The organism is Klebsiella sp. Q11 (genome assembly GCF_964241505.1).
GTDB classification, from domain to species: Bacteria; Pseudomonadota; Gammaproteobacteria; order Enterobacterales; family Enterobacteriaceae; genus Klebsiella; species Klebsiella michiganensis.
This window is the reverse complement of the sequence record NZ_CAXSXW010000007.1, coordinates 238,366-264,681: the sequence shown is the minus strand read 5'-3', so window position 1 is coordinate 264,681 and position 26,316 is coordinate 238,366. Positions and strand designations below refer to the sequence as shown.

Annotated in this window: 24 protein-coding genes; 11 read left to right on the top strand and 13 right to left on the bottom strand. The window is 61.4% G+C overall.

Features of this window, described 5'->3' with window-relative positions:
* Nucleotides 1–110 precede the first annotated feature (110 nt).
* The gene (norV, locus tag ACESQ2_RS13820; RefSeq protein WP_286115636.1) at nt 111–1,556 is read left to right on the top strand and encodes an anaerobic nitric oxide reductase flavorubredoxin; all 1,446 of its coding nucleotides are present in this window, start codon (nt 111–113) and stop codon (nt 1,554–1,556) included.
* A complete protein-coding gene (gene norW, locus ACESQ2_RS13815) occupies nt 1,553–2,686 on the top strand; it encodes an NADH:flavorubredoxin reductase NorW (protein ID WP_286115635.1) in 1,134 nt (377 codons plus the stop codon). Before norV ends, norW begins: the two co-directional genes overlap by 4 nt.
* A gap of 123 nt (nt 2,687–2,809) precedes the next feature.
* Here the strand turns inward: norW and ACESQ2_RS13810 are convergent, their stop codons facing one another.
* From ACESQ2_RS13810 to ACESQ2_RS13795, 4 genes are all read right to left on the bottom strand, one after another.
* A complete protein-coding gene (locus ACESQ2_RS13810) occupies nt 2,810–3,823 on the bottom strand; it encodes a HoxN/HupN/NixA family nickel/cobalt transporter (protein ID WP_025107282.1) in 1,014 nt (337 codons plus the stop codon).
* Nucleotides 3,824–3,834: 11 nt separating this feature from the next.
* A complete protein-coding gene (gene hypF, locus ACESQ2_RS13805; RefSeq protein ID WP_373170695.1) occupies nt 3,835–6,054 on the bottom strand; it encodes a carbamoyltransferase HypF in 2,220 nt (739 codons plus the stop codon).
* Between the two features lie 12 nt (nt 6,055–6,066).
* The gene (gene hydN, locus ACESQ2_RS13800; RefSeq protein ID WP_048260191.1) at nt 6,067–6,594 is read right to left on the bottom strand and encodes an electron transport protein HydN; all 528 of its coding nucleotides are present in this window, start codon (nt 6,592–6,594) and stop codon (nt 6,067–6,069) included.
* Between the two features lie 134 nt (nt 6,595–6,728).
* Nucleotides 6,729–7,742 (bottom strand): LacI family DNA-binding transcriptional regulator, encoded by a 1,014-nt coding sequence (locus ACESQ2_RS13795; RefSeq protein WP_025107280.1) that lies wholly within the window; start codon nt 7,740–7,742, stop codon nt 6,729–6,731.
* Between the two features lie 256 nt (nt 7,743–7,998).
* Between ACESQ2_RS13795 and ascF the strand changes: the two genes are divergently transcribed.
* The gene (gene ascF / locus ACESQ2_RS13790; RefSeq protein WP_004104835.1) at nt 7,999–9,441 is read left to right on the top strand and encodes a PTS cellobiose/arbutin/salicin transporter subunit IIBC; all 1,443 of its coding nucleotides are present in this window, start codon (nt 7,999–8,001) and stop codon (nt 9,439–9,441) included.
* A gap of 26 nt (nt 9,442–9,467) precedes the next feature.
* Nucleotides 9,468–10,892: a 6-phospho-beta-glucosidase gene (locus ACESQ2_RS13785; protein WP_032694625.1), complete on the top strand. Its 1,425-nt coding sequence runs from the start codon at nt 9,468–9,470 to the stop codon at nt 10,890–10,892.
* Nucleotides 10,893–11,287: 395 nt separating this feature from the next.
* Here ACESQ2_RS13785 and hycI read toward each other — a convergent pair whose 3' ends face one another.
* The 9 genes from hycI to hycA form a co-directional block, all read right to left on the bottom strand.
* Nucleotides 11,288–11,773: a hydrogenase maturation peptidase HycI gene (gene hycI / locus ACESQ2_RS13780; protein ID WP_032694626.1), complete on the bottom strand. Its 486-nt coding sequence runs from the start codon at nt 11,771–11,773 to the stop codon at nt 11,288–11,290.
* Complete coding sequence (locus ACESQ2_RS13775) at nt 11,766–12,176, bottom strand: formate hydrogenlyase maturation HycH family protein (protein ID WP_224260173.1); 411 nt, start codon at nt 12,174–12,176, stop codon at nt 11,766–11,768. The genes hycI and ACESQ2_RS13775 overlap by 8 nt, the downstream gene beginning before the upstream one ends.
* Complete coding sequence (locus ACESQ2_RS13770) at nt 12,173–12,940, bottom strand: NADH-quinone oxidoreductase subunit B family protein (RefSeq protein ID WP_032750980.1); 768 nt, start codon at nt 12,938–12,940, stop codon at nt 12,173–12,175. Before ACESQ2_RS13770 ends, ACESQ2_RS13775 begins: the two co-directional genes overlap by 4 nt.
* Entirely contained in the window at nt 12,940–13,482 is a 543-nt protein-coding gene (locus tag ACESQ2_RS13765; RefSeq protein ID WP_009651597.1) for a formate hydrogenlyase complex iron-sulfur subunit, read from the bottom strand. Before ACESQ2_RS13765 ends, ACESQ2_RS13770 begins: the two co-directional genes overlap by 1 nt.
* Nucleotides 13,483–13,491: 9 nt before the next feature.
* Nucleotides 13,492–15,201, bottom strand: a complete 1,710-nt coding sequence (gene hycE / locus ACESQ2_RS13760; RefSeq protein ID WP_046877487.1) for a formate hydrogenlyase subunit HycE — start codon at nt 15,199–15,201, stop codon at nt 13,492–13,494.
* A 17-nt stretch (nt 15,202–15,218) separates the two neighbouring features.
* On the bottom strand, nt 15,219–16,142 hold the full coding sequence (locus ACESQ2_RS13755) for a respiratory chain complex I subunit 1 family protein (RefSeq protein ID WP_046877486.1): 924 nt from the start codon (nt 16,140–16,142) through the stop codon (nt 15,219–15,221).
* 2 nt (nt 16,143–16,144) lie between these two features.
* Complete coding sequence (gene hycC, locus ACESQ2_RS13750) at nt 16,145–17,971, bottom strand: formate hydrogenlyase subunit 3 (RefSeq protein WP_042945924.1); 1,827 nt, start codon at nt 17,969–17,971, stop codon at nt 16,145–16,147.
* On the bottom strand, nt 17,968–18,576 hold the full coding sequence (locus ACESQ2_RS13745; protein WP_014839318.1) for a 4Fe-4S dicluster domain-containing protein: 609 nt from the start codon (nt 18,574–18,576) through the stop codon (nt 17,968–17,970). Before ACESQ2_RS13745 ends, hycC begins: the two co-directional genes overlap by 4 nt.
* 82 nt (nt 18,577–18,658) lie before the next feature.
* Nucleotides 18,659–19,108, bottom strand: a complete 450-nt coding sequence (hycA, locus tag ACESQ2_RS13740) for a formate hydrogenlyase regulator HycA (protein WP_004134329.1) — start codon at nt 19,106–19,108, stop codon at nt 18,659–18,661.
* Nucleotides 19,109–19,316: 208 nt separating this feature from the next.
* Here hycA and hypA point away from each other — a divergent pair, with 208 nt between their 5' ends.
* The 7 genes from hypA (at nt 19,317) to ACESQ2_RS13705 (ending at nt 26,302) form a co-directional block, all read left to right on the top strand.
* Complete coding sequence (gene hypA / locus ACESQ2_RS13735) at nt 19,317–19,661, top strand: hydrogenase maturation nickel metallochaperone HypA (protein ID WP_004114752.1); 345 nt, start codon at nt 19,317–19,319, stop codon at nt 19,659–19,661.
* 7 nt (nt 19,662–19,668) lie between these two features.
* The gene (hypB, locus tag ACESQ2_RS13730; RefSeq protein WP_104011371.1) at nt 19,669–20,541 is read left to right on the top strand and encodes a hydrogenase nickel incorporation protein HypB; all 873 of its coding nucleotides are present in this window, start codon (nt 19,669–19,671) and stop codon (nt 20,539–20,541) included.
* Nucleotides 20,532–20,804, top strand: a complete 273-nt coding sequence (locus ACESQ2_RS13725) for a HypC/HybG/HupF family hydrogenase formation chaperone (protein WP_004104861.1) — start codon at nt 20,532–20,534, stop codon at nt 20,802–20,804. The genes hypB and ACESQ2_RS13725 overlap by 10 nt, the downstream gene beginning before the upstream one ends.
* The gene (gene hypD / locus ACESQ2_RS13720; RefSeq protein WP_014226535.1) at nt 20,805–21,926 is read left to right on the top strand and encodes a hydrogenase formation protein HypD; all 1,122 of its coding nucleotides are present in this window, start codon (nt 20,805–20,807) and stop codon (nt 21,924–21,926) included.
* Entirely contained in the window at nt 21,923–22,933 is a 1,011-nt protein-coding gene (hypE, locus tag ACESQ2_RS13715; protein ID WP_373170691.1) for a hydrogenase expression/formation protein HypE, read from the top strand. The genes hypD and hypE overlap by 4 nt, the downstream gene beginning before the upstream one ends.
* Nucleotides 22,934–23,164: 231 nt before the next feature.
* Nucleotides 23,165–25,237 (top strand): formate hydrogenlyase transcriptional activator FlhA, encoded by a 2,073-nt coding sequence (flhA, locus tag ACESQ2_RS13710; RefSeq protein ID WP_172869523.1) that lies wholly within the window; start codon nt 23,165–23,167, stop codon nt 25,235–25,237.
* Nucleotides 25,238–25,354: 117 nt separating this feature from the next.
* Nucleotides 25,355–26,302 carry an alpha/beta hydrolase gene (locus tag ACESQ2_RS13705; protein ID WP_025107271.1) on the top strand — a complete coding sequence of 316 codons (948 nt, stop codon included), beginning with the start codon at nt 25,355–25,357 and terminating at the stop codon, nt 26,300–26,302.
* Nucleotides 26,303–26,316: the final 14 nt, after the last annotated feature.

Here is a 26,316-nt window from a genome sequence, read left to right as displayed (position 1 = left end):
TTTAATAAAAAACTTAAAACACTTTAAATTCAATTATTTAAAAAGTTGGCACGCAACTTGATATAAGCAAAACATCTTATTTGAACACTGCTGAATTAATTGAGGTTGCTATGTCTATTCTGGTTAAAAATAACATTCATTGGGTTGGCCAACGCGACTGGGAAGTGCGTGATTTCCACGGGACTGAATACAAAACGCTGCGCGGCAGCAGCTACAACAGCTATCTCATCCGGGAAGAAAAAAATGTGCTGATCGATACCGTCGATCATAAATTCAGCCGTGAATTCGTGCAGAACCTGCGCGGTGAAATCGACCTCGCCGATATTGATTACATCATTATCAACCATGCTGAGGAGGACCATGCCGGCGCGCTGACCGAGCTGATGACCCAGATCCCGGACACCCCGATTTACTGTACCGCCAACGCCATCGACTCCATCACCGGACACCATCATCACCCGGAGTGGAATTTTAAGGTGGTGAAAACCGGCGACAGCCTGGATATCGGCAACGGCAAGCAGCTGATTTTCGTCGAAACCCCGATGCTGCACTGGCCGGATAGCATGATGACCTATATGACCGGCGACGCGGTGCTGTTCAGCAACGACGCCTTCGGCCAGCACTACTGCGATGAACATCTGTTTAATGATGAAGTTGACCAGGTTGAGCTTTATGAGCAGTGCCAGCGCTACTATGCCAATATTCTGACCCCGTTCAGCCGCCTGGTGACGCCGAAAATTACCGAAATCCTCAGCTTTAACCTGCCGGTGGATATGATTGCGACCTCCCACGGCGTGGTCTGGCGCGATAACCCGACGCAGATCGTCGAAAAATATCTCGAGTGGGCGGCGGATTATCAGGAAGACCGCATCACGATTTTCTACGACACCATGTCCAACAACACCCGCATGATGGCCGACGCGATAGCCCAGGGCATTACCGACGTGGATCCGCGCGTGGCGGTGAAAATTTTCAACGTCGCCCGCAGCGATAAAAACGACATTCTGACCAACGTGTTCCGTTCGAAGGGCGTGCTGGTCGGCACCTCAACCATGAATAACGTGATGATGCCGAAAATCGCCGGGCTGGTGGAGGAGATGACCGGCCTGCGTTTCCGTAATAAGCGCGCCAGCGCCTTCGGCTCCCACGGCTGGAGCGGCGGCGCGGTTGACCGCCTGTCCACGCGTTTACAGGATGCGGGCTTTGAAATGTCCCTGAGCCTGAAGGCCAAATGGCGCCCGGATCTCGACGCGCTGGAGCTGTGCCGCGAGCACGGCCGCGAAATCGCCCGCCAGTGGGCCCTCTCCCCGCTGCCGGCGAGCCAGGCCAAACACGCCGCGCCTGAGGCAACGCCCTGCGCAGCGCCAGCGGCAGCCGATCTCGGCCCGAAAATGCAGTGCAGCGTTTGCCAGTGGATTTACGACCCCGAACAGGGCGAACCGAACCAGGACGTCCAGCCGGGTACGCCGTGGAGCGAAGTCCCGGATAACTTCCTCTGCCCTGAGTGTTCGCTGGGTAAAGATGTGTTTGACGTTCTGGCATCGGAGGCAAAATGAGTGATGGCATCGTCATCATCGGCTCGGGCTTCGCGGCCCGTCAGCTGGTGAAAAATATTCGCAAGCAGGACCCGAATATCCCGCTGACCCTGATCGCCGCCGACAGCATGGATGAGTACAACAAACCGGATCTCAGCCATGTGGTCAGCCGCGGGCAGAACGCCGACGACCTGACCCTGCAAACGGCGGGCGAGTTTGCCGAGCAGTACAATCTGCGCCTGTTTCCGCATACCTGGGTCAGCGATATCGACGCCGAGCAGCACCTGGTGAAGAGCCAGGACCGCGAGTGGCGCTATGACAAACTGGTGCTGGCCACCGGCGCGACGCCGTTTATCCCACCGGTGCCGGGCCGCGAGCTGATGCTGACCCTGAACAGCCAGCGGGAATACGGTGCGGCGCAAAGCCATCTGCGCGATGCAAAAAGGGTGCTGATCGTTGGCGGCGGGCTGATTGGCTGCGAGCTGGCGATGGATTTCTGCCGCGCCGGCAAAGCGGTGACGGTGGTGGATAACTCCGCCAGCGTACTGTCGGCCCTGATGCCGCCCGAGGCCAGCAGCCGACTGCAGCATCGTCTGACCGACATGGGCGTGCATCTGATGCTGAAGTCCCAGCTGGAAAGCCTGGCGCAGAGCGCCGACGGGATTCGCGTCACCCTTGACCGCCAGCGTACGGTGACGGTGGATGCGGTGGTGGCCGCCGCCGGTTTACGCCCGGAAACGGCGCTGGCGCGGCATGCGGGGTTGAAAACTCACCGCGGCGTGGTGGTGAACAGCCAGCTGCAAACCAGCCATCCGGCGATTTACGCCCTCGGCGACTGCGCGGAAATCAACGGCATGGTCCTGCCTTTTCTGCAGCCGATTCTGCTAAGCGCTATGTGCCTGAGTAAAAATCTGCTGGACCAGCAGGGAGAACTGAAGCTGCCGCCGATGCTGGTGAAGGTCAAAACGCCGGATTTACCGCTGCACCTGGCGGGCGATACCCGGCGCGAGGATCTGACGTGGAATATCGTTGCCGCCAAAGACGGCCTGGTCGCGAAAGGCGTTGACGCCGAGAACCAGCTGCGCGCTTTTGTGGTCAGCGAGGATCGCATGAAAGATGCTTTTGCCCTGCTCAAGCAGCTGGTGAGTTAACCTCGATGAAATAATGTTATTCCCGGGTCGCGGCGTAAACGCCTTACCCGGGCTACCCAACTTGCGAGGCGCTCGGGTTTGGTAGCCCGGCTAAGCGCAGCGCGAGCCGGGGAAATGCCCAACCTACCGCGCCAGATTATCGTACCCGCGCCAGCGGTAGTTGAGCACCGACAGCACCCAGCAGGCCACGAACAGCCCGACCACCACAAAACCGGCGTCGCCGAGATGGTCGTTCAATGCGCCAACCCAGCGCCAGAGGCCGCCGCTCAGAGAGAACTTATCCATCAACAGCCCCAGCGCTTCCAGACCGCCGATAAACAGCGCCACCACCACCGAGGTGCCGGTAATGGTCATATTGTAATAGAGCTTGCGCTGCGGCTTGCTGAACGCCCAGCCGTAGGCGCCGACCATCAGCACGTTATCGAGCGTATCCACCAGCGCCATCCCGCTGGCGAACAGCGCCGGAAAAACCATAATCGACCAAATCGACACCCCGCTCGACGCGCTGGCGGCGGAGATCCCCAGCACGCCGATTTCCGTCGCCGTATCAAAGCCGAGGCCAAACAGAAAGCCCACCAGATACATCTGCCAGCTGCGGCTAATCAGGCGGAAGGTTTTACCGAACAACCAGCTCATCATGCCGCCGCCGGTCATGACCTCATCGCTCACCTTTTCGCCCTGCTTCCACGCCCGAAAGCTGCGCCAGACGCTGCGCAAAATAACCAGGTTGATAAAGGCCATCACCAGCAGGAACAGCGCCGACACGGCGGTGCCGATAACGCTGCCGGTCTCGTGAAACCAGCTCATCTGCTGGCCAAACGCGGTGGCGGTCGCGGCAATCGCCGCCGAAGCCAGCACCACAATCGACGAATGCCCCAGCGAGAACCACGCGCCAACGGCAAAAGGCCGCTTCCCCTGCTGCATCATTTTGCGGGTCACGTTGTCGATCGCCGCGATATGGTCGGCGTCCACCGCGTGGCGCAGACCATAACCCCAGGCCAGCAGGCTGGCGGCCATCAGCGCGCCGCTGCCGCCGAACGCCGTAAACGCCCAGCCCCAGGCCAGCAAATTGGCGGCAATCAATGCCAGCACCAGCGCCGCTGCGCGCGGCTGCTGACGCAAAATCGTCACTATCATATCGGTGTCCTTTAAGCCTGCAGGCGGGCCGCAGCGATAACCGCCTGGCCGAGGGCAATCGCGCCATCGCCTGCGGGCAGCTGCTGCGGAAAGAGCAGAGTAAAATCGGCCAGATAAAAGGTCAATCGCGCCGTCAGCAGGCGGTTGTGCAGTACCCCGCCGCCGAAGGCCAGCGTGTGAATATTCCGCGCGTTCGCGCAATCGCGCATCATGGCCGCCAGCCCGCGGGCCAGCGCATCATGAAAGGCCCACGCTTTTTGCGCCGGGCTCGCCTGCCAGCTCAGCCACTGCTGCCAGAACGTCGCCAGATCCAGTTTTCCATCGCGCCACGGTAGCGTCGCCGGATGATCAACTCCTTCGCAGGTCGCCGCCAGCGCCTCCAGACGGCACGCCGCTTCCCCCTCATAGCTCAGAGTTAGCGGCGCGCACTCCAGCGCGCAGGCGACGGCGTCAAACAGACGGCCGCACGACGATGCCTGCGGCGCATTAATACCGCGCTCGATTGCCCGCGCCAGCAGCGGCCAGCTTTGCTGGCGCAGCGCGGCGGTGTCGGCATAATTCTGCCACTCGGGGACGAAGGCCAGGCAGTGGGCGAGCAGATTGCGCCACGGCTGACGCGCCGCGAGGTCGCCGCCGGGCAGCGCCACCGCCGGCAGACCGCCGAGATGCTCGCACTCGCGATAGTTGACCCGCAGGCACTCGCCGCCCCACAGCTCGCCGTTTTCCCCCATCCCGATACCGTCGAGGATAAGGGCAATCACGTCGCCTCCCTCCCGCGGCCAGCGGTGCTCGGCCAGGCAGGCGGCCGCGTGGGCATGATGATGCAACACGCGGTCCACCGGCAGCATAAGCGACGCCGCCCACCGCGAAGCGCGGTAGCCGGGATGGGCGTCGGCAACCACCCGCTGCGGGGTAAAAGCGTAAATCTCCTGCATCAGACGCAGCGCCTGCCGCCACTGCGCCTCGACGCCCTCCTCATCGAGATCGCCAAAATGCTGGCTGAGCACCGCTTCATCGCCGCGCAGCAGGCAGAACGTATTTTTCATATCCGCGCCGAGAGCCAGCAGCGGCGGTATGTCGTGGAAACCCGGCGGCAGCGCCAGCGCGTCAGGCACGTAGCCGCGGGCACGGCGCAGCATCTCGCCGCTTTGCCGCACCACGGAATCATCCATCCGCTGCACAATCTCGCGATTATGCAGCAGAAAACCGTCGGCAATTCCGGCTAAATCCGCCAGCGCCTCGGCGTTGGTTAACGCCGGCGGGCGGCCGCTGAGGTTGCCGGAGGTCATCACTAATGGGCGCGCCAGCGCCTGCGAAAGTAAATGCTGCTGTGGATTAGACGGCAGCATCCCCCCTACTTCCGCAAGCCCTGGCGCAATCTGGTCGCACAGGCCGGCCACCTGCGTTTTCTCCAGCAGCACGATCGGCGCGGCGGGAGAGGTCAGCAGCGTCAGCGCCGGTTCATCGAGCCCCGCCGTTGTCGCCAGCATCACCGCCAGCGGTTTCGCCGGGCGATGCTTACGCGCCCGCAGCTTCGCCACGGCCTCGCGGTTTCCGGCGTCGCACAGCAGATGGAAACCGCCCAGCCCCTTCACCGCCACAATATCGCCCGCCAGCAGGCGAGCAATCGTCGCATCTAAGGCGGCCTCGCCAAATAAATGCTCCTGCGGGCCGCGCCACTCCAGCTGCGGCCCGCACTCGGCGCAGGCTACCGGCTGCGCGTGAAAGCGGCGATCGGCGGGATCGCCATATTCCGTCGCGCAGGCGGGGCAAAGAGGAAACGGCGACATAGAGGTCAGCGGGCGGTCGTAGGGCATAGCGCGAATAATGGTAAAGCGCGGCCCGCAGTGGGTGCAGTTGATAAACGGATAGCGGTAGCGGCGCTCCCGCGGGTTGTTCATCTCCGCCAGGCATGCCGGGCAGGTAGCGGCATCGGGCACAATCTGCGTGCGCATGCTTCCGGCCCCGCTTTGGCGGATGGTAAAGCCCGGCGGCGGCGCGGCCCAGACAAAAGGCGCCGCTGCCGCGCTGTCGATACGCGCCAGCGGCGGGCTGCGCCGGGTTAACGCGGCGAGAAATGGCGCATCATCGCCGACAAGGCGCACCAGCACGCCGTCGCCGTCGTTGCACACGTCGCCGCGCAGCCCCAGCTGCTGCGCCAGCTGCCAGACGAAGGGGCGGAATCCCACCCCCTGCACTTTACCGCGAATGCGGATTTGCACCCCGTTCATTGCGCGACCGGCTTACCAGGCCAGCGCGGTGCGGCGGCGTTTTTCGATATTCATCTGTTCGAGCTTGTTGCGGTCGACGCAAATCAGCGCGTGGGTCGGGCAGGCATCCATACAGGCCGGGCCTTCCTCACGGTGGTGGCAAAGGTCGCATTTGTTGGCTTCGGCTTTTTCCGCCATCACGTTCAGCCCCGCGCCGCTGTGGCGGATAACCGGGCGCACCACCACTTCCATGGCGCCGTACGGACAGGCCACCACGCAGGTTTTACAGCCAATACAGCGCTCCTGCATCACGTGGACGAAGCCCTGGTCGCGGCCGATCGCGCCGTTCGGACAGACGTTGGCGCACGGCGCGTCTTCGCACTGACGACAGGCGGTGGCCGTCGACACGTTAACGCCTTTGATCACGTGAATACGCGGTAAAAAGCTTTTTGGCGTCAGCGCGGCGCAGTCCTGATTTTCCTGATGAGAGACCACGCAGGCCACTTCACAGGTGCGGCAGCCGATGCATTTGCTTGCGTCGGCGATAATGAAACGGTTCATCCATTTCTCCAGCTGTAAGAAGGTTACGCGCCGGAGTATGCATAATGCGTTCCAACTTTTATCTGACTGATATTAAAGAAGATAAATACGGGAGATACTGTCATCGTCAGTTGTGACGATGACAGCTGACGACGTCAGGCGTGCGGGCCGGGAACCATCGAGTCGCGTTCAATCAGCTCGCCGGAAAAGGTTTGCTGAAATTTAAAATCGCCGCCGTCGAGCATAAAGATCAGCCGGTTGATGCTCTCTTTGATCATCTCCGTCACCGGGACTTTGACGCTGGAGAGCGCCGGCACCATAAACGGCGCCAGCGCGATATCGTCAAAGCCCACCACCGAAACCTGCTCCGGGACCTTGACGCCGAGCTGGTGCAGCTGCTTCATCGCGCCAACCGCCATATCGTCGTTGCTCGCCACCAGCGCGCTGTAGCCGACGCGGCGCTGGCGCAGCGTCTCGACTCCCGCCGCGCCGGTTTCCGGCGTCCAGCGGCCTTCGACGATCAGAGAGTCATTCAGGGCAATGCCGCCGCGGGCCAGCGCGTCTTTATAGCCCGAGAGACGCTCTACGCCGGTTGGCGAATCCAGCGAACCGGTAATAAACGCGATTTCCCGATGGCCCAGCGCGATAAGCTTTTCCACCGCCATCATCGCCGAGGCCTTTTGATCGGACCAGACGCAGTGGCTGGCGTTGCGGCGCAGGCGGCGGTTGAGCACCATGATCGGCCGCTCATGATTTTCGATAATCTCATCCATCTCATCAACGCTGAGAAAGCGCGGATAGATAATAATCGCATCGCAGCGCAGATCGAGCAGATACTGAATCGCCTCGCGCTCCTCCTCCGCGCTGTGCTTGCCGTCGGCGAGGATCAGCTGCCGCCCTTTGTCTTCGGTCATCCGCGCCACGTGGTAAAGCAGTTCGCTGAAATAGACGCCGTGATAAAGGGTGTTGGTCACTACCAGCCCGAGGGTCTGGGTCTTTTTCGTCGCCAGGTTGCGCGCCAGCAGATTCGGCCGGTAGCCGCTTTCGGCCACCGCCTGGAAGACGCGATCTTTGGTCTCCTGGCTGACATAGCCGTTCCCCGACAGCACCCGCGAAACGGTGGCCTTTGACACCCCCGCGCGCTTCGCTACCTCCAGCATCGTTGCCATGTGGTTATTCCTGTTGCCAATGTTGCCCGCAGTGTACTGCACGCGCTGCGCTTTTTCAGCATTTGCGCGTCGCCCGCGCTGATGCGCACACAGCGATCAAAATCACAAAATCGAGATCTTATTTTTTTATTTCTTGTATGCATTCATGAAACTAATCATGATTTTGTGGAACCGGTTTCTTATGTATGCATGATGCCGCTCCGCTTTCCGGCGCGGCGACAAGCCAGTACCCCATTGATAAACAGGATAAAATCCGATGTCTAAAAATTATGCAGCTCTGGCGCAGCAGATTATCGCGGCAATTGGCGGCGCAGATAACGTTGCCGCCGTCACCCACTGCATGACCCGCCTGCGTTTCGTGGTCAAAGACAACGAGCGGGTCGACAGCGCCACCCTCAAAGGGCTGAAAGGCGTGCTCGGCGTCGTGCGTAGCGATAACCAGTGCCAGGTGATCGTGGGCAATACCGTCTCCCAGGCGTATCGCGAAGTGGTTGCGCTGCTGCCGGGGGATCTGCGACCCGCCGAACCGCAGGGGAAACCGCCCATTACCCTGAAACGCATCGGCGCCGGGATCCTCGACGCGCTGATCGGCACTATGTCGCCGCTGATCCCGGCGATTATCGGCGGATCGATGGTTAAGCTGCTGGCGATGATCCTCGAGATGACCGGCGCGCTGCCCAAAGGCGCGCCAACGCTGACTATTCTGACGGTTATCGGCGACGGCGCGTTCTTCTTCCTGCCGCTGATGGTCGCGGCCTCCGCGGCGGTGAAGTTCAAAACCAATATGTCGCTGGCGATTGCGATTGCCGGGGTGCTGGTACACCCGAGCTTTATCGAGCTGATGGCCAAAGCCGCCCAGGGCGAGCACGTGGAGTTCGCCTTTATTCCGGTGACGGCGGTGAAATACACCTATACCGTGATCCCGGCGCTGGTGATGACCTGGTGCCTCTCCTATATCGAACGCTGGGTCGACCGTATCACCCCGGCGGTGACAAAAAACTTCCTTAAACCGATGCTGATCGTGCTGATCGCCGCTCCGCTGTCGATTCTGCTGATTGGCCCGCTCGGCATCTGGATCGGTAGCGCCATTTCCGCGCTGGTCTATACGATCCACAGCTATCTCGGCTGGCTGTCGGTGGCGATTATGGGCGCGCTGTGGCCGCTGCTGGTAATGACCGGGATGCACCGGGTCTTTACCCCGACTATCATTCAGACCATCGCCGAAACCGGCAAAGAGGGCATGGTAATGCCGTCGGAAATCGGCGCTAATCTGTCGCTGGGCGGTTCGTCGCTGGCGGTGGCGTGGAAAACCAAAAACCCGGAGCTGCGCCAGACGGCGCTGGCGGCCGCGGCTTCCGCGATTCTGGCGGGGATTTCCGAACCGGCGCTGTACGGCGTGGCGGTGCGGCTGAAGCGACCGCTGATCGCCAGCCTGATCAGCGGCTTTATCTGCGGCGCGGTGGCCGGTATTGCCGGGCTCGCCAGCCACTCAATGGCGGCGCCGGGGCTGTTTACCAGCGTCCAGTTTTTCGACCCGGCCAATCCGATGACCATCGTCTGGGTCTTCGGCGTCATGGCGCTGGCGGTAGTGCTGTCGTTTGTCCTGACGCTGATGCTTGGCTTTGAAGATATTCCGCAAGAAGAAGCCGCCGCCGACGCCAGACAGCGCCAGGCCGGCACCCAGGCTTCTCACGCCTGAACACCATTTTGTTAACGAGGTAACGCATGGCGACTTTTCCACAGGGATTTTTATGGGGCGGCGCACTGGCCGCCAACCAGTCCGAAGGGGCATATCTGGAGGGTGGCAAAGGGCTGACCACCGTCGATATGATTCCCCACGGTGCGCACCGCCTGGCGGTCAAGCTGGGGCAGGAGAAACGCTTCGCGCTGCGCGACGATGAGTTCTACCCGAGCCACGAGGCGATCGATTTTTATCATCGTTATAAAGAAGATATCGCCCTGATGGCGGAGATGGGCTTTAGCGTCTTCCGCACCTCTATCGCCTGGAGCCGTCTGTTTCCTGAGGGCGATGAGCTGGAACCGAACCCGGAAGGGATCGCCTTTTATCGCTCGCTGTTCGAGGAGTGCAAAAAGCACCGCATCGAGCCGCTGGTGACGCTGTGCCATTTCGACGTGCCGATGCACCTGGTCACCGAGTACGGCTCCTGGCGCAATCGAAAAATGGTGGAGTTCTTCACCCGCTACGCCCGCACCTGCTTTGAAGCCTTTGATGGTTTGGTGAAATACTGGCTTACCTTCAATGAAATCAACATCATGCTGCACAGCCCGTTCTCCGGCGCCGGTCTGGTGTTTGAAGAGGGGGAAAATCAGGAGCAGGTGAAATACCAGGCCGCCCATCATGAACTGGTCGCCAGCGCCTTAGCGACCAAAATCGCCCACGAGGTGAATCCGCAAAATCAGGTCGGCTGTATGCTGGCGGGCGGCAACTTCTACCCTTACTCCTGTAAGCCGGAAGACGTATGGATGGCGCTGGAGAAAGATCGCGAGAACCTGTTCTTTATCGATGTCCAGGCGCGCGGCGCGTATCCGGTCTGGGCGGCGCGGGTATTCCGCGAGAAAGGCGTGACTATCGCCAAAGAAGCGGGCGATGATGAAATCCTGCGCCATACCGTCGATTTCGTCTCCTTCAGCTACTACGCTTCGCGCTGCGCGTCGGCGGAGATGAACGCCGGCAACACCAGCGCCGCCAATATCGTTAAATCGCTGAAGAACCCGCATATTCAGGCCAGCGAATGGGGCTGGGGCATCGACCCGCTAGGCCTGCGCATCACCATGAATATGATGTATGACCGCTACCAGAAACCGCTGTTCCTCGTGGAAAACGGTCTCGGCGCGCGGGATGAGATTGACGCTAACGGCGAGATTAACGACGACTACCGCATCAGCTATCTGCGCGAGCATATTAAGGCGATGGGTGACGCCATCGAGGATGGCATTCCGGTGATGGGCTACACCAGCTGGGGCTGTATCGATCTGGTGTCAGCCTCTACCGGCGAGATGAGCAAGCGCTACGGCTTTGTCTACGTCGACCGCGACGATGCCGGACGCGGCACGCTGGCGCGAAAACGCAAAAAGTCGTTCTGGTGGTATAAGAAGGTGATTGCCAGCAATGGGGAAGATTTGGCGTAGTGTGCCCCGCGGACTGAGGGAGCCTCAGCCTAACAAACACCTGTAACACGGAAATTTTCCCGGCTTGCGCTACGCTTAGCCGGGCTACAGGTTCATCAACGCCCGCGGACCGGTAGCCCGGCTAAGGCGTTTACGCCGCGACCCGGGAAAAAGTACACTTGCTCCCCCTGGCCGAACTTCCGGCTACAGGTTCATCAACGCCCGCGGACCGGTAGCCCGGCTAAGGCGTTTACGCCGCGACCCGGGAAAAAAGTCCACTTGCTCCCCCTGACCTAACTTCCGGCTACAGGTTCATCAACGCTCGCGGACCGGTAGCCCGGGTAAGGCGTTTACGCCGCGACCCGGGAAAAAAGTACGCTTGTTCACCCTGACCGAACTTCCGGCTCGCGCTGCGCTTAGCCGGGGAACGCCGGCTCCTCTGCGGCTTCAAGTGCCGCAAAACCGCCATTCCCCTGCCAGCCATCAAGCCGCGCGTACACCACCTCGACCGCGTCCTTAATCGGCTGGGTCATCGGGTAATAAAAGCCGACGATATCCGGCTGAATACCCAAGAAAATCACCTCGCCGATATCCTCTTTTAGCTGATCGATCAGATAGTTGAGCGGCATATTGTGGGTGGTCATCATAAACATCTCGGCGATATCGTCCGGATCGACGATGCGGATCTCGCCGGGATTCAGGCCCATATCGGTGGCATCGACGATCAGCAGGCGCTCGGGGCGCAGCTCGCGAATGGCGACGATATCGTTTTCCGGCGCGCTGCCGCCGTCAATCACCACCCATTCGCCGACGGGGTTAGCCGCGCACATCTCCGCCAGCAGCGGACCTGCGCCGTCGTCGCCCATCATACTATTGCCGACACAGAGTAAAACGTCAGTCACGGAGTCTCCTCACCATCAGGTAGATGGCGCTTTCCTGGTGAATATCATGCAGCATGCTGAGCAGCGTTTTGCTCCATACCTGCTGCTCGGGGGTCTGCCGGGCCTGCGCTTTATCAAAAGCGTTGGCCAGCATCGTCACATGATTGCTGTCGATAACAATCTCGCCGTACTTCGGCACGCCTTCCATTTTGCGCCGCGCGGTGCTGCCCTCTTCGAGGGTCGCAATCCACGCCAGATACGCCTGCCACGGACAGCTCAGAGCCGCCTCAAGGCAGTCGATGACGCCGAGGTGGTGGCCAATCGCCAGGCTGTAATAGACCACCTGCTGCGCCTGGTCGGGCGTCGCATCGTTCTCATCAATAAATTTACGGCTCAGCTGACTGAACACCACCGTCTCGCTCATCGGATACGCGCTCCCTCGACCACCTGGTTCAGATGGGTGACGATCTCGGTCAGGCGCGGATCTTTTTCCGCCTCCAGCCAGCGCACCACCTGGCTATCGCCCTGCCCCAGCAGGCGCATATAGTCGTCGGCTATCTGGCGACCGTAGCGATAGCCCGCCAGCCGGCGCGCTTCGCGGTCGATGCGCACCCGCAGCGGCTGTACCATATCCGGGTGCAGAAGCTCGGTCGGCCGTTCGTCCTGTTCGCCCGGCAGACGAGCGTGGATTTTCTGCTCCAGCAGGCCCAGCGCCATCGCGAAGCCGTACAGCGTCGCGGCGGGGGTCGGCGGGCAGCCGGGAATATAGACATCCACCGGCACGATTTTATCGGTGCCGCCCCATACGCAGTAGAGGTCGTGGAAGATGCCGCCGCTGTTGCCGCAGGCGCCGTAGGAGATACAGATTTTCGGGTCCGGCGCGGACTGCCACGCGCGCAGCGCGGGAGAACGCATCGCCCGGGTTACCGCCCCGGTAAACAGCAGAATATCGGCGTGACGCGGCGACGGCACCACTTTGATCCCAAAACGCTCGGCGTCGAACAGCGGCGACAGGGTAGCGAAAATCTCGATCTCGCAGCCGTTGCAGCCGCCGCAGTCCACCCTGTAGACGTAGGCGGAACGCTTAATTTTCTTCAGCAGCGATGCCTTCATGCTGGCGATGGACTCATCCACCGTCATCGGCACCGGAATGCCGTTTTCATCGCGCGGCCCTAATAAGTTGCTCATCAGCTGGCCTCTCTCATATGGCGAGTCAGTTCAATACGGTCGGACGGCACCAGGCACTTCTGGCGTTTACACTCCGGGCAGGTCTCAAAGCTTTCGCGATGCAGCTCGGCGCGGCTGTCGCCGTTGTGTTTGAGCAGCGCGATGGCGTAGTCGATCTCTTTCTGTACGGCGAACGGCCGTTCGCATACCCGACAGTGGCAGATGGCAAAACGCGACTGCTGGAGGAAATCCTCTTTTTTCCACACCGCCAGCTCGTACTCCTGAGAGAGCCTAATCGCCGCTGTCGGGCAAACCTCTTCGCAGCGTCCGCAGAAAATGCAGCGTCCGAGGTTGAACTGCCACGCCAGCTGGTTGGTGGCCAGATCGGTCTCCACCGTCAGGGCGTTCGACGGACAGGCGTTAACGCAGGCGGCGCAGCCGATGCACTGCTGCGGGTTATGCTCTGGTTTGCCGCGGAAGTTTTTATCCACCGGCATCGGCTCCAGCGGGTATGAGTGCGTCGCGGTGCCGGTTTTGATGACTTTTTTAATAAAGGTAAACATGGCGATTCCTTATTTCAGCGGCGAGTTCTTACGCTCGATGCTGTAGCGCTCCAGCTCTTTGTACGGCACCACTTTGCTTTTCTTCTTGCGCACGTCGACTACGGTCATGCGGTCGGTGCAGGAGTAGCATGGGTCGAGGCTGCCGATAATCAGCGGCGCGTCGGAGACGGTATTGCCGCGCAGCATATAGCGCAGGGTCGGCCAGTTGGCGTAGGTCGCCGCCCGGCAGCGCCAGCGGTACAGCTTCTGGTTGTCGCCGGTCATGCTCCAGTGGATATCATCTCCGCGCGGCGCTTCCGAGAAGCCCAGCGCGAAGCGGTGCGGAATATAGGTGAACCCTTCGACCATCAGCGGGCCGCCCGGCAGGTTATCGAGGCCGAAGTCGATCATGTTCAGCGCGGTGTAGACCTCGTTGATGCGCACCTTCAGGCGCGAGATGACGTCGCAGCCCTGTTCGCTGTGCACTTCCATCGGCAGCAGGCCGTAGCCGACAAACGGGTGATCGGCGCGGGTATCGCGGGCGTGGCCGCTGGCGCGCACCATCGGGCCAACGTTGCTGAAGTCGCGGGCGATTTGCGGGTCGAGACGACCGATGCCCACGGTACGCTGCTCTATATTCGGCGTGCTGAGCAGCATATCCACCAGCTCCTGCACGTCGCGGCGCATCTGCTGCGCCAGCTGGCGGGTCTGGATCATGTCCTCTTTCAGCAGATCGCGACGAATGCCGCCAATCAGGTTCAGACCGTAGGTTTTACGCGCCCCGGTAAGAATTTCCGCCATCTTCATCGAGGTTTCGCGCACGCGGAAGAACTGCATAAACCCGGAGTCGAAGCCGGTAAAGTGGCAGGCGAGGCCGAGGTTCAGCAGGTGCGAGTGCAGGCGCTCCACCTCCAGCAGAATGGCGCGGATCATCTGCGCGCGCTCCGGCACCACGATGCCCATCGCGTTCTCCACCGAAGTGGTGTAGGCGGTGCTGTGGGCGAAACCGCAGATACCGCACACGCGGTCCGACAGGAAGGTGACTTCGTTGTAGCCCATCCGGGTTTCCGCCAGCTTTTCCATCCCGCGATGAACGTAGAACAGGCGGTAGTCGGCGTCGATAATATTCTCGCCGTCAACGAACAGGCGGAAGTGGCCCGGTTCGTCGGAGGTGACGTGCAGCGGGCCAATCGGCACCACGTTGTTTTTCTTGCTGCCCAGCTCGTTGATAAACTCGTAGGTTTCGGCGTCGGTGGTCGGCGCCGGACGCTGGCGGTAGTCCATGCTGTCTTTACGCAGCGGATAGAGTTCATCCGGCCAGTCGTCCGGCAGCACCAGCCGGCGCTCGTCCGGCAGCCCCACCGGCACCAGGCCGTACATGTCGCGCACTTCGCGCTCGCCCCATACCGCCGCCGGCACGCGCGGCGTCACCGACGGATACTCGGGTTTATTGGCGTCCACTTCCACGCGCACGGTGATCCAGCACTTCGTGCCCTGCTCCATCGACAGCACGTAATAGACGGCGTAGTGGCCGTTCAGCTTGCGTTCATCGTTGCCGAACAGCACCGACAGCCAGCCGCCCTGCTTGTAGTACAGGAACTCGACCACTTCCGGCAGATAGTTGACCTTCACCGTGACCGTCAACTGGTCTTTGGTCTGCCAGGCTTCATCCAGCACCACGCCCGGAAAGGCCTGATGCAGCGCGGCGAGATAGTGTTGACCGATTTTTTCTTCAGACATGCTCAAACTCTCTTAAATCACGCCACCAGCAAGGAGACGAAGGCTAAAAAGGCAAAACCAAACCCGGCCCAGGTGACGCGGGAGGTGGCGCAAAAGCGCAGACGCGCCATGCTGTTTTCGAACAGCGCAATCACCAGCACGCCGAGCACCAGCTTGACGACGGCAACCACCAGCGCCAGCAGCAGACCGCCGACGCTAAAGCTGGTCATCTGTCCCCACGGGATAAATACGCCGACGAACATCTGCAGGACCACCAGCTGCTTGAGGCTGATGCCCCACTTCAGCACGCCGAAGCCGCTGCCGCTGTATTCCGAGAGCGGGCCTTCCTGCAGCTCCTGCTCCGCTTCCGCCAGGTCGAACGGCAGCTTGCCCATTTCGATAAAGGTGGCGAAGGCGCAGGCGCACAGCGCCAGAATCAGCGGAAGAGTGCGGGCGACAGGCCAGTGATAAATGGTGTCGGTGATACTGCTGATATGGGTGGACCCCGCGACCTGCGCCGCGCCCCACAGGCCGAGCAGCAGGATGGGCTCCACCAGCACGCCGAGCATCGCTTCGCGGCTCGCCCCGATAGCGGTAAACGGGCTGCCGGTATCAAGGCCGGAAATAGCAAAGAAGAAGCGGGCGATAGCGAACAGGTAGATCAGGGTAATCAGGTCGCCCAGCCCCGCCATCGGCGAATCAACGGTCACCACCGGCAGCGCGGTGGCGATGGTCAGCATCACGCCGACCATCACGTACGGCGTCAGGCGGAAGACCCAGCCGGAGGCATCCGGGCCAACGCTCTGGCGGCCCAGCAGTTTCAGAATGTCCCGGTACTCCTGCAGCACGCCCGGACCGCGGCGATTATGCAGACGCGCGCGGGCGACGCGGGTCACCCCGGACAACAGCGGCGCGACGGCGAACAGCACCAGCGCCTGCAACAATGCAATTAATACGCTCATTCTCAGGCTCCTCGGGAAATCACAATCACCACCAGTACCGCCAGCTCCACCAGCGCCACGCCGCGAAATAGCGCAGGCGCGGAAGCGTTCTGCCAGCCGGGCACCAGGCGCACCGGGTTCAGCCAGTGGCGCAGTTTCAGAATCGGCGCAAAGGCTTCTTTCACCGGCATGGCGAAACCGTGGGCGGTCACCACCATGGATTTTTCATGGTCGTAGCCGCAGACCCAGGCCGCGCCGCGGGAGCGCGCCGGCAGGCGATCGCCCTTGAAGAAGATCATCAGCAGCAGCGGCAGGAGCGGGCAGGCAATCAGCAGAATGGCGATCATCGGCTGGGACACCGCGCTGGAGACCTCCGCCTGCACCGGAAACGCCCCGCTCACCAGCGGCAGCAGCCACGGCGCGGCAACCCCGCCAATCACGCAGCAGACGGCGGCCAGTACCACGCTAAAGGTCATCAGCCCCGGCGCGCAGGTGGCGTTTTCCGCCTCTTTGCTTCGCGGCGCGCCGAGGAAGGTGACGCCGTAGACTTTCGCCATACACATCACCGCCAGCGCGCCGGTAATCGCCAGGCCCACCGCCAGCAGCGGCCCGAGCAGGCGGCCAACAAACGCGTCGCCGGTGCTCAGCTTAAAGAAGGACTGATAGATAACCCACTCCCCGGCAAAGCCGTTCAGCGGCGGCAGCGCGGCCATCGCCATCAGGCCCACCAGCATCGCGAGCGAAATCAGCGGCATTTTCTTGCCGATCCCGCCGAGCTTTTCGATATCGCGATGGCCGGTGCGGAACCACACCGCCCCCGCGCCGAGGAACAGGGTGGTTTTAAACAGGCTATGGTTGATCAGGTGATACATGCCGCCAATAAAGCCCAGCACCATCAGGGTCGGGTTATGGGTCGCCACGCCGGTGACGAACGCCCCGAGGCCGAGCAGGATAATGCCGATGTTTTCCAGGGTGTGGTACGCCAGCAGGCGCTGAATATTGTGCTCCATCAGGGCGTACAGCCCGCCGACGAAGGCGGTGATCATGCCCAGCACCAGCAGCATCACGCCCCACCACAGCGGCGGTACGCTGCCGGCCAGCGAGACCGTCAGGATGCCGTAGAGACCGACCTTCATCACCACCGTGGAAAACAGCGCGGCGGCCGGTGCGCTGGCGCCGGCGTGGGCCTGCGGCGCCCAGCCGTGCAGCGGAATAACTCCGGCCAGCAGCGCAAAGCCGACCAGGCCCGGCAGCCACAGCAGCGCGTTCTGCGGCGCCGCCAGCGCCAGCTGGGTAATCTGCGCCAGCTCAAGGGTGCCGTAGGACGACCAGACCAGCCAGCAGCTCCACGCCATCAGCAGCGTACCGAGGCGACCCAGCGCAAACCACAGCTTGCCGGACTGCGCGCAGCCGGTAAGAAACGCGGCGCAAAGGGCCATAATCTCCGCCATCACCACCAGCGCGCCGAAGTTTGTCACCACCACGGCGCAGACGGCGGCGGCCAGCAGCAGATTCACCAGCAGGCCGTTGGCTTTCACCTGCGGATGACGATGCCAGGCAATATTGAACAGCGAAATCGGCAGCGCCGACAGGCCGATTGCCAGCAGCCACAGCGCGTTGACGCCGCCCACGCGCAGGGTCAAATGCAGCATCTGCAGCATGCCGCCGCTAACGCGCTCCGGCATCAGCAGCGCCGTTCCGCCCGCCAGCACCAGCATCGCGCTGGCGACCGCTCCGCCAATCCCGGCGATCGCCCCGCTCAGCGGTTTGCGCAGGGCGAACAGAAACGCCAGCACCGCGCTGGCGGCGTACCAGGCCACCGCCTGATTCACTAAGGAAATCACACTCATTTCACGTCCCCTTGTTGCGCCTGGAACAGCGACAGATCGCCGAGATCGGTATTAAAAGTCAGCTGCCGCTTACGCTTGCTGGCCTGGGCGATATCGCGGATATCCACCAGCAGCAGCGCTTTGGTCGGGCAGGTGCGTACGCACGCCGGGCCCTGCTCATCGAAGTGGCACAGGTCGCATTTGACGGCGATGGCGCGCACGCCCGGCACCCAGTCGAGCAGCGAGCTGACGCGGGCCGGCGCCGGCGGCGCGGCGGGGGCCAGGGGCGTATTGGCGTTAGCCGGCATATCCAGCGGACGGCTGCCGGAAAACTCAATGGCGCCGAACGGACAGGCGATGCCGCACAGCTTGCAGCTTACGCACAGGCTCTCATTGAGCTGCACCGCGCCATCGACGCGATTAATGGCGTTAACCGGGCAGACGGCGGCGCAGGGCGCATCTTCACAGTGGTGGCACATCTGCGGCGCGGATTCTTTTTCATTGCGCATTAAATGCAGCCGGGGCATGGCCTGCAGGCCCTGCTGGCGGTGAGTCTCAGCGCAGGCGGCTTCGCAGGTGCGACAGCCGATACAGACGGTGGAGTCAGCAATTACAAAACGGTTCACCGGGTCATCCTCAGGTGAAAGTCATTTTTGACGAAAACAGGTTGCGCAGGTGTCAGCTTCGACACTTGTCGACACCTGACGATTAACGGGCCAGCGTCAGGTGGCTTAAATCCACCGGCTGGTCTTGTTCGATTGCCTCGTAGAGACGGTCGTAAACGCTGGCGATAGTCGCCAGATAGTGCTCCAGAACCTGCTCGCGATCGCGGTTGCTGATCCGGCCATCAATGGTGCCGTCTGAGCCCAGCGTGGCCTGGGCAATCAGACGTCTGTCGTCGCCGTTTTTGGTTTCGACGTAGTACTCGATGGTGTGGCTGTTAAAGCCCTCCGCCAGCGCCACGTAGACCTGAAAATGGCCAAACAGTACGAAGCACAGCTCTTTATCCGGCGCGCAGCTCATGGCGTGATGCAGACGCGCTTTCGACAGGGTTATTCCCTGTACCAGCGAGTTGCAATAGGTGTGCCACTGCTCCTGATGCTGGCGGTGACGATCGGCGATGTAGTCCGCCTTTTCACTTAATTCCCAAATAGTCATCCCGGATCCCCCGTTGTATGAGATGCACCGGTTAAGCACTTTTCATGCCAAAATTTAATTAATTGATTTTTAACGATTTTAATAAATTTACCCTATAAGAAAGACATGTCGATGACGATGTCTGAGCGGTGTCATCGACATTTTTATGACATTACTTATGACCTGGCATCGTTATTGCATTAATGGGCCATCGCGATACGGAGGCACCATGCACGAAATCACTCTTAGCCAGCGGGCGCTGGAAATTATCGAACAGCAGGCGCTGCAGGCCGGCGCGCGTCGGGTGACCGGCGTGTGGCTGAAGGTCGGGGCGTTTTCCTGCGTGGAGGCCAGCGCGCTGACCTTCTGCTTTGAGCTGGTGTGCCGCGGCACGCTGGCGGAGGGCTGCGAGCTGCATATCGCCGAACAACAGGCTGAATGCTGGTGTGAATCCTGCCAGCAGTACGTGCATCTCATCTCACAGCACGTGCGCCGCTGCCCGCAGTGTCAGAGCGACCGGCTGCAAATCGTGGCGGATGACGGCTTACAGATTCAGCGACTAGAAGTGGAGTAATAAGATTATGTGTACAACCTGCGGCTGCGGTGAAGGCAACCTTTATATAGAAGGCGACGAGCATAACCCGCATTCGGCGTTTCGCAGCGCCCCCTTCGCGCCCGCCCCGCGCCAGATGATGAACATTACCGGCGTGAAAACCGATAACTTTTCCCCCACCCGCTCGGAGGCTGGCGACCTGCACTACGGTCACGGCGAGGCGGGTACCCATGCGCCGGGCCAGAGCCAGCGGCGGATGCTGGAAGTGGAAATCGACGTGCTGGATAAAAACAACCGTCTGGCCGCCCGCAACCGCACGCGCTTCGCCGCTAAAAACCAGCTGGTGCTGAATCTGGTCTCCAGCCCCGGCTCCGGCAAAACCACCCTGCTGACGGAAACCCTGCTGCGGCTGAAAGAGAAAACCGCCTGCGCGGTGATTGAAGGCGATCAGCAAACGGTGAACGACGCCGCGCGCATCCGCGCCACTGGCACCCCGGCGATTCAGGTCAACACCGGCAAAGGCTGCCATCTCGACGCGCAGATGATCGCCGACGCCGCGCCGCGCCTGCCGCTGGCGGACCACGGCATTCTGTTTATCGAAAACGTCGGTAACCTGGTGTGTCCGGCGAGCTTTGACCTCGGCGAACGTCATAAAGTGGCGGTGCTGTCGGTAACCGAAGGCGAAGACAAGCCGCTGAAGTATCCGCATATGTTCGCCGCCGCCAGCCTGATGCTGCTTAACAAGGTCGACCTGCTGCCGTATCTCAACTTTGACGTAGAAAAGTGTCTGGCCTGCGCCCGCGAGGTGAACCCGGATATTGACATCATCCTGCTTTCCGCCACCAGCGGCGAAGGCATGGACCAGTGGCTTAGCTGGCTGGAGACGCAACAATGTGCATAGGCATTCCCGGACAAATCTGCGCCATTGACGGCAATCTGGCGAAGGTCGAAGTGTGCGGCATTCAGCGCGAAGTCGACCTGACCCTGGTGGGCGCGGTTGACGATCGCGGCCAGCCGCGTCTCGGTCAGTGGGTGCTGGTCCACGTGGGTTTCGCCATGAGCGTGATTAACGAAGCCGAAGCCCGCGACACCCTCGAGGCGCTGCAAAATATGTTTGAAGTCGAGCCGGACGTCGGCGCGCTGCTGTACGGCGAGGAGCGGTAAATGCGCTATGTCGATGAATACCGCGCTCCGGAACAGGTGATGCAGCTGGTGGAACACCTCCGGCAGCGCGCGCGCCTGCTGCCGCATACCGCCGAACGTCCGCTGCGCATTATGGAAGTGTGCGGCGGTCATACCCACGCCATTTTTAAATTTGGTCTCGACCAGCTGCTGCCGGAAAATATCGAGTTTATTCACGGCCCCGGCTGCCCGGTGTGCGTGCTGCCGATGGGGCGCATCGACGCCTGTATCGATATCGCCAGCCGTCCGGGGGTGATTTTCTGCACCTTTGGCGACGCCATGCGCGTGCCGGGAAAAAACGGTTCACTGCTGCAGGCTAAATCGCGCGGCGCAGACGTCCGCATCGTCTATTCGCCGATGGACGCCCTGAAGCTGGCGCAGCAGCACCCCGAGCGTGAAGTGGTGTTCTTCGGCCTTGGTTTTGAAACGACGATGCCCGCCACCGCCCTGACCCTGCGCCAGGCCCGCGAGCGCGGCGTCGCCAACTTCTATTTTTTCTGCCAGCACATCACCCTGCTGCCAACCCTGCGCAGCCTGCTCGACCAGCCGGATAACGGTATCGACGCGTTTCTCGCCCCCGGTCACGTCAGCATGGTGATTGGCACCGACGCCTACGGATTTATCGCCAGCGACTATCATCGTCCTTTAGTGGTGGCAGGATTCGAACCGCTTGATCTACTGCAAGGCGCGGTGATGCTGGTTGAGCAGACAATAGCGCGGCACAGCGACGTGGAGAACCAGTATCGCCGGGTGGTGCCCGATGCGGGCAACCCGCTGGCGCAGTCGGCCATCGCCGAGGTGTTTTGCCTTAGCGGCGATAGCGAGTGGCGCGGTCTGGGGGTGATTAACGACTCCGGCGTGCATCTGACGGCCGCGTATCAGCGTTTCGACGCCGAAGCACATTTCCGCCCGGCGCCGCAGCGGGTCAGCGACGACCCGCGCGCCCGCTGCGGCGAGGTGCTGACCGGCCGCTGCAAACCGCACCAGTGCCCGCTATTCGGCAATACCTGCAACCCGCAGAGCGCGTTCGGCGCGCTGATGGTCTCATCGGAAGGCGCCTGCGCCGCCTGGTATCAATATCGCAGTCAGGAAATCGAAGCATGAAAAGCGTTCAGTTAGCCCACGGTAGCGGCGGTCAGGCGATGCAGCAGCTGATCGGCGACCTGTTTATGCAGGCTTTCGCCAACCCCTGGCTGGCGGAGCAGGAAGATCAGGCGCGTCTCGATCTCGCCCAGCTTAGCGCGCAGGGCGACAGGCTCGCCTTCTCCACCGACAGCTACGTCATCGATCCGCTGTTTTTCCCAGGCGGCAATATCGGCAAGCTGGCGGTCTGCGGCACCGCCAACGATGTGGCGGTGAGCGGCGCGCTGCCGCGCTATCTCTCCTGCGGGTTTATTCTCGAAGAGGGGCTGGAGATGGCCACCCTCGAAGCGGTGGTGAACAGCATGGCGCAGACCGCGCGGGAGGCCGGCATCGCCATTGTCACCGGCGATACCAAAGTGGTGCCGCACGGGGCGGCGGATAAGCTGTTTATCAATACCGCCGGGATCGGCGTCATCCCTACCGGTATTCGCTGGGGGGCGCAGCAGATTAGCGCGGGAGACGTGCTGCTGGTCAGCGGCACGCTTGGCGATCACGGGGCAACGATCCTCAACCTGCGCGAACAGATGGGGCTTGACGGCGCGCTGTCCAGCGACTGCGCGGTGCTAACGCCCTTGATTCAGACGCTGCGCGACGTTGCTGGCGTGAAAGCCCTGCGCGATGCCACCCGCGGCGGCGTTAACGCGGTGGCCCATGAATTCGCCGCCGCCAGCGGCTGCGGGATTGAACTGTACGAGAATAAGCTGCCGGTGAACGATACCGTGCGCGGCGTGTGCGAGCTGCTGGGGCTGGACGCGCTTAATTTCGCCAACGAGGGCAAGCTGCTGATCGCCGTTGCCCGCGAGGCGGCGGAAAGCGTGCTTGCGCATTTACGGTCTCATCCATTAGGCCGCGATGCGGCGATAATCGGCGAGGTTGTGCCGCGCGCGGGCGTGCGCTCTGTTGGTCTGTACGGCGTGAAGCGCACGCTGGATCTTCCTCACGCCGAGCCGCTGCCGAGAATTTGTTAACGGTGCGGGCCCCCGGATTGCGGCTAACGCCTTATCCGGGCTACAACACTGCGCGCACCTGTAGCCCGGCTAAGCGCAGCGCGAGCCGGGAAAAGCCAGCATGATTATCCAGCCCAAACCAGCGGGCACCCACGGATGGGTTAATGGCGGTCACAACCGCTTTATTAACAGACTATTATTTGTGTCATCACTTTCTTCTGCGCCGCTTTGCGGCGCTTTTGGACTTAAGCAATGTCGTATACACCGATGGGCGATCTTGGGCAGCAGGGTCTGTTTGATATCACCCGCATTTTATTACAGCAGCCGGATCTGGCCGCGCTGAGCGAGACGCTGACCGGCCTGGTGCAGCAGTCCGCGCTCGCCGACCGGGCGGCGATTATTCTGTGGCATTCCGGCAACCATCGCGCGGTCCGGCACGCCTGCGACGACGCGGGGCAGCCGGTGAGCTACGAGGATGAAACCGTCCTCGCCAACGGCCCGGTTCGACGCCTGCTCTCGCGCCCGGATGCGCTGCATTGCGATAGCGCCACCTTTGCCGAAACCTGGCCGCAGCTCGCCGGCAGCGGACTCTATCCCACCTTTGGCTATTACTGTCTGCTGCCGCTGGCGGCGGAAGGGCGTATTTTCGGCGGCTGCGAATTTATTCGCGACGACAACCGGCCGTGGACCGAAAAAGAGTACCAGCGGCTGCACACCTTTACGCAAATCGTTGCCGTGGTGACCGAACAGATCCAAAGCCGGGTCAGCAACAACGTTGATTACGACCTGCTGTGCCGGGAACGCGATAACTTCCGCATCCTGGTGGCGATCACCAACGCGGTACTCTCGCGGCTGGATATCGACGAACTGGTCAGCGAAGTGGCCAAAGAGATCCACCGCTACTTTCGCATCGACGCCATCAGCGTGGTACTGCGCAGCAACCGCAAAGGCAAGCTCAATATCTACTCCACCCACTACCTCGACGCCAGCCACCCGGTGCACGACCAGAGCGAAGTGGACGAAGCCGGTACCCTGACCGAACGGGTATTCAAAAGCAAAGAGATGCTGCTGCTCAACCTGCATCAGCACGACCCGCTGGCGCCGTACGAAAAAATGCTTTTCGAGATGTGGGATAACAAAATTCAGACCCTGTGCCTGCTGCCGTTGATGTCCGGCAATACCCTGCTTGGGGTGCTGAAGCTGGCGCAGTGCGATGAGAAAGTCTTCACCACCACCAACCTCAAGCTGCTGCGGCAAATCGCCGAGCGCGTCTCGATCGCCATCGACAACGCCCTCGCCTACCGCGAGATTCAGCGGCTGAAAGAGCGGCTGGTCGATGAGAACCTCGCCCTGACCGAACAGCTTAACAACGTCGAGAGCGAGTTTGGCGAAATCATCGGCCGCAGCGAGGCCATGAACAGCGTGCTCAAGCAGGTGGAGATGGTGGCGCAGAGCGACAGCACGGTGCTGATCCTCGGCGAAACCGGCACCGGTAAGGAGCTGATTGCCCGCGCTATTCATAATCTGAGCGGCCGCAATAGCCGCCGGATGGTCAAAATGAACTGCGCGGCGATGCCCGCCGGGCTGCTGGAAAGCGACCTTTTTGGCCACGAGCGCGGCGCCTTCACCGGCGCCAGCGCCCAGCGTATCGGCCGTTTCGAACTGGCGGACAAAAGCTCGCTGTTTCTCGATGAAGTGGGCGACATGCCGATTGAACTACAGCCGAAACTGCTGCGCGTATTGCAGGAGCAGGAGTTCGAGCGTCTCGGCAGCAATAAGCTGATTCATACCGACGTGCGCCTGATCGCCGCCACCAACCGCGATCTTAAGCAAATGGTCGCCGATCGCGAGTTTCGCAGCGATCTCTACTATCGGCTGAACGTCTTCCCGATCCACCTGCCTCCCCTGCGCGAGCGGCCGGAGGATATTCCCCTGCTGGTGAAGGCCTTCACCTTTAAAATTGCCCGCCGTCTCGGGCGCAACATTGACAGCATTCCGGCGGAAACGCTGCGCCTGCTCAGCCGCATGGAGTGGCCGGGTAACGTGCGCGAACTGGAAAACGTCATTGAGCGCGCGGTGCTGCTGACCCGCGGCAGCGTGCTGCAGCTCTCCTTACCGGAAATGAGTATCGAGACGGAGCCGCTGGCGGCGGAAGTGCTGCCGGAGGAAGGGGAAGACGAATACCAGCTGATTGTCCGGGTGCTGAAAGAGAGCAACGGCGTGGTCGCCGGACCGAAGGGCGCGGCCCAGCGTCTGGGATTAAAACGCACGACGCTGCTTTCGCGCATGAAACGGTTGGGTATTAATAAAGACCAGCTGCAGTAGGCACATCTTCAGAACGCTGTTTCATTTTGATTTTAATGAAACAGCGTTCTGTGAGACAACTCGCTTTACCCGTTCCTGATGAATGATAAATAAGCCTTTTCCTTAATGGAGATGCTTATGACGCGTTTACCTCTGGCCGCCGCCATCGCTTTGCTTTTGGCTTCTCAGGCTGCATTTTCCTCTCTTCCCACCTTTTCCGTCTGGCCCGGCGGTGAAGCGCCCGGCGCGAAAAACAGCCCGGCGAGCGAATCGCTGGTGGAGCGCAGCAAAGATCCCTCGCTGCCCGATCGCGCGGTCACCGGCGTTCGCGCTCCGACAATTACCGTTTACGCGCCGGAGAAGCCCAACGGTATCGCGCTGCTGGTGACGCCGGGCGGCTCTTACCAGCGAGTGGTATTGGATAAAGAGGGCAGCGATCTCGCCCCGGTATTTAACGCCCGGGGCTATACCCTGTTTGTGATGACCTATCGGATGCCGGCGGACGGTCACGCGGAAGGCAGCGAGGCGCCGTTGGCCGATGCGCAGCGCGCGCTGCGTACCCTGCGGGCGCGGGCCGCCGATTGGCATATCGACCCGCAAAAAATCGGCATTATGGGCTTTTCCGCCGGGGGACACGTGGCGGCAAGCCTGGAGACACGCTATAGCGAACCGGCTTACGCCGCCGTGGACGCGGTTGACCAGCAGAGCGCGCGGCCGGACTTCGCGGTGCTCGGCTATCCGGTTATTTCCATGGATCCGGCGATTGCCCATCCCGGATCGCGCAAGGCATTGATTGGCGAAACGCCGACGGCAGAGCGGCAGCACCGCTATTCACCGGAGCAGAACGTCACGCCGCAAACGCCGCCGACCTTTATTTTCCACGCGGTGGACGATCCTTCCGTGCCGGTGGATAACGCGCTGGTGATGTTTAACGCCCTGCGCGCGCAGCAGGTGCCGACCGAGCTGCATCTGTTCGCCGAGGGGAAACACGGATTTGGCATTCGCGGGACCCGAGACCTGCCCGCCGCCGAGTGGCCGCAGCTGGCGATGAACTGGATAGCCTCGCTGGCGGAAATGAAAAAATAGCGCCGGTAATCCCC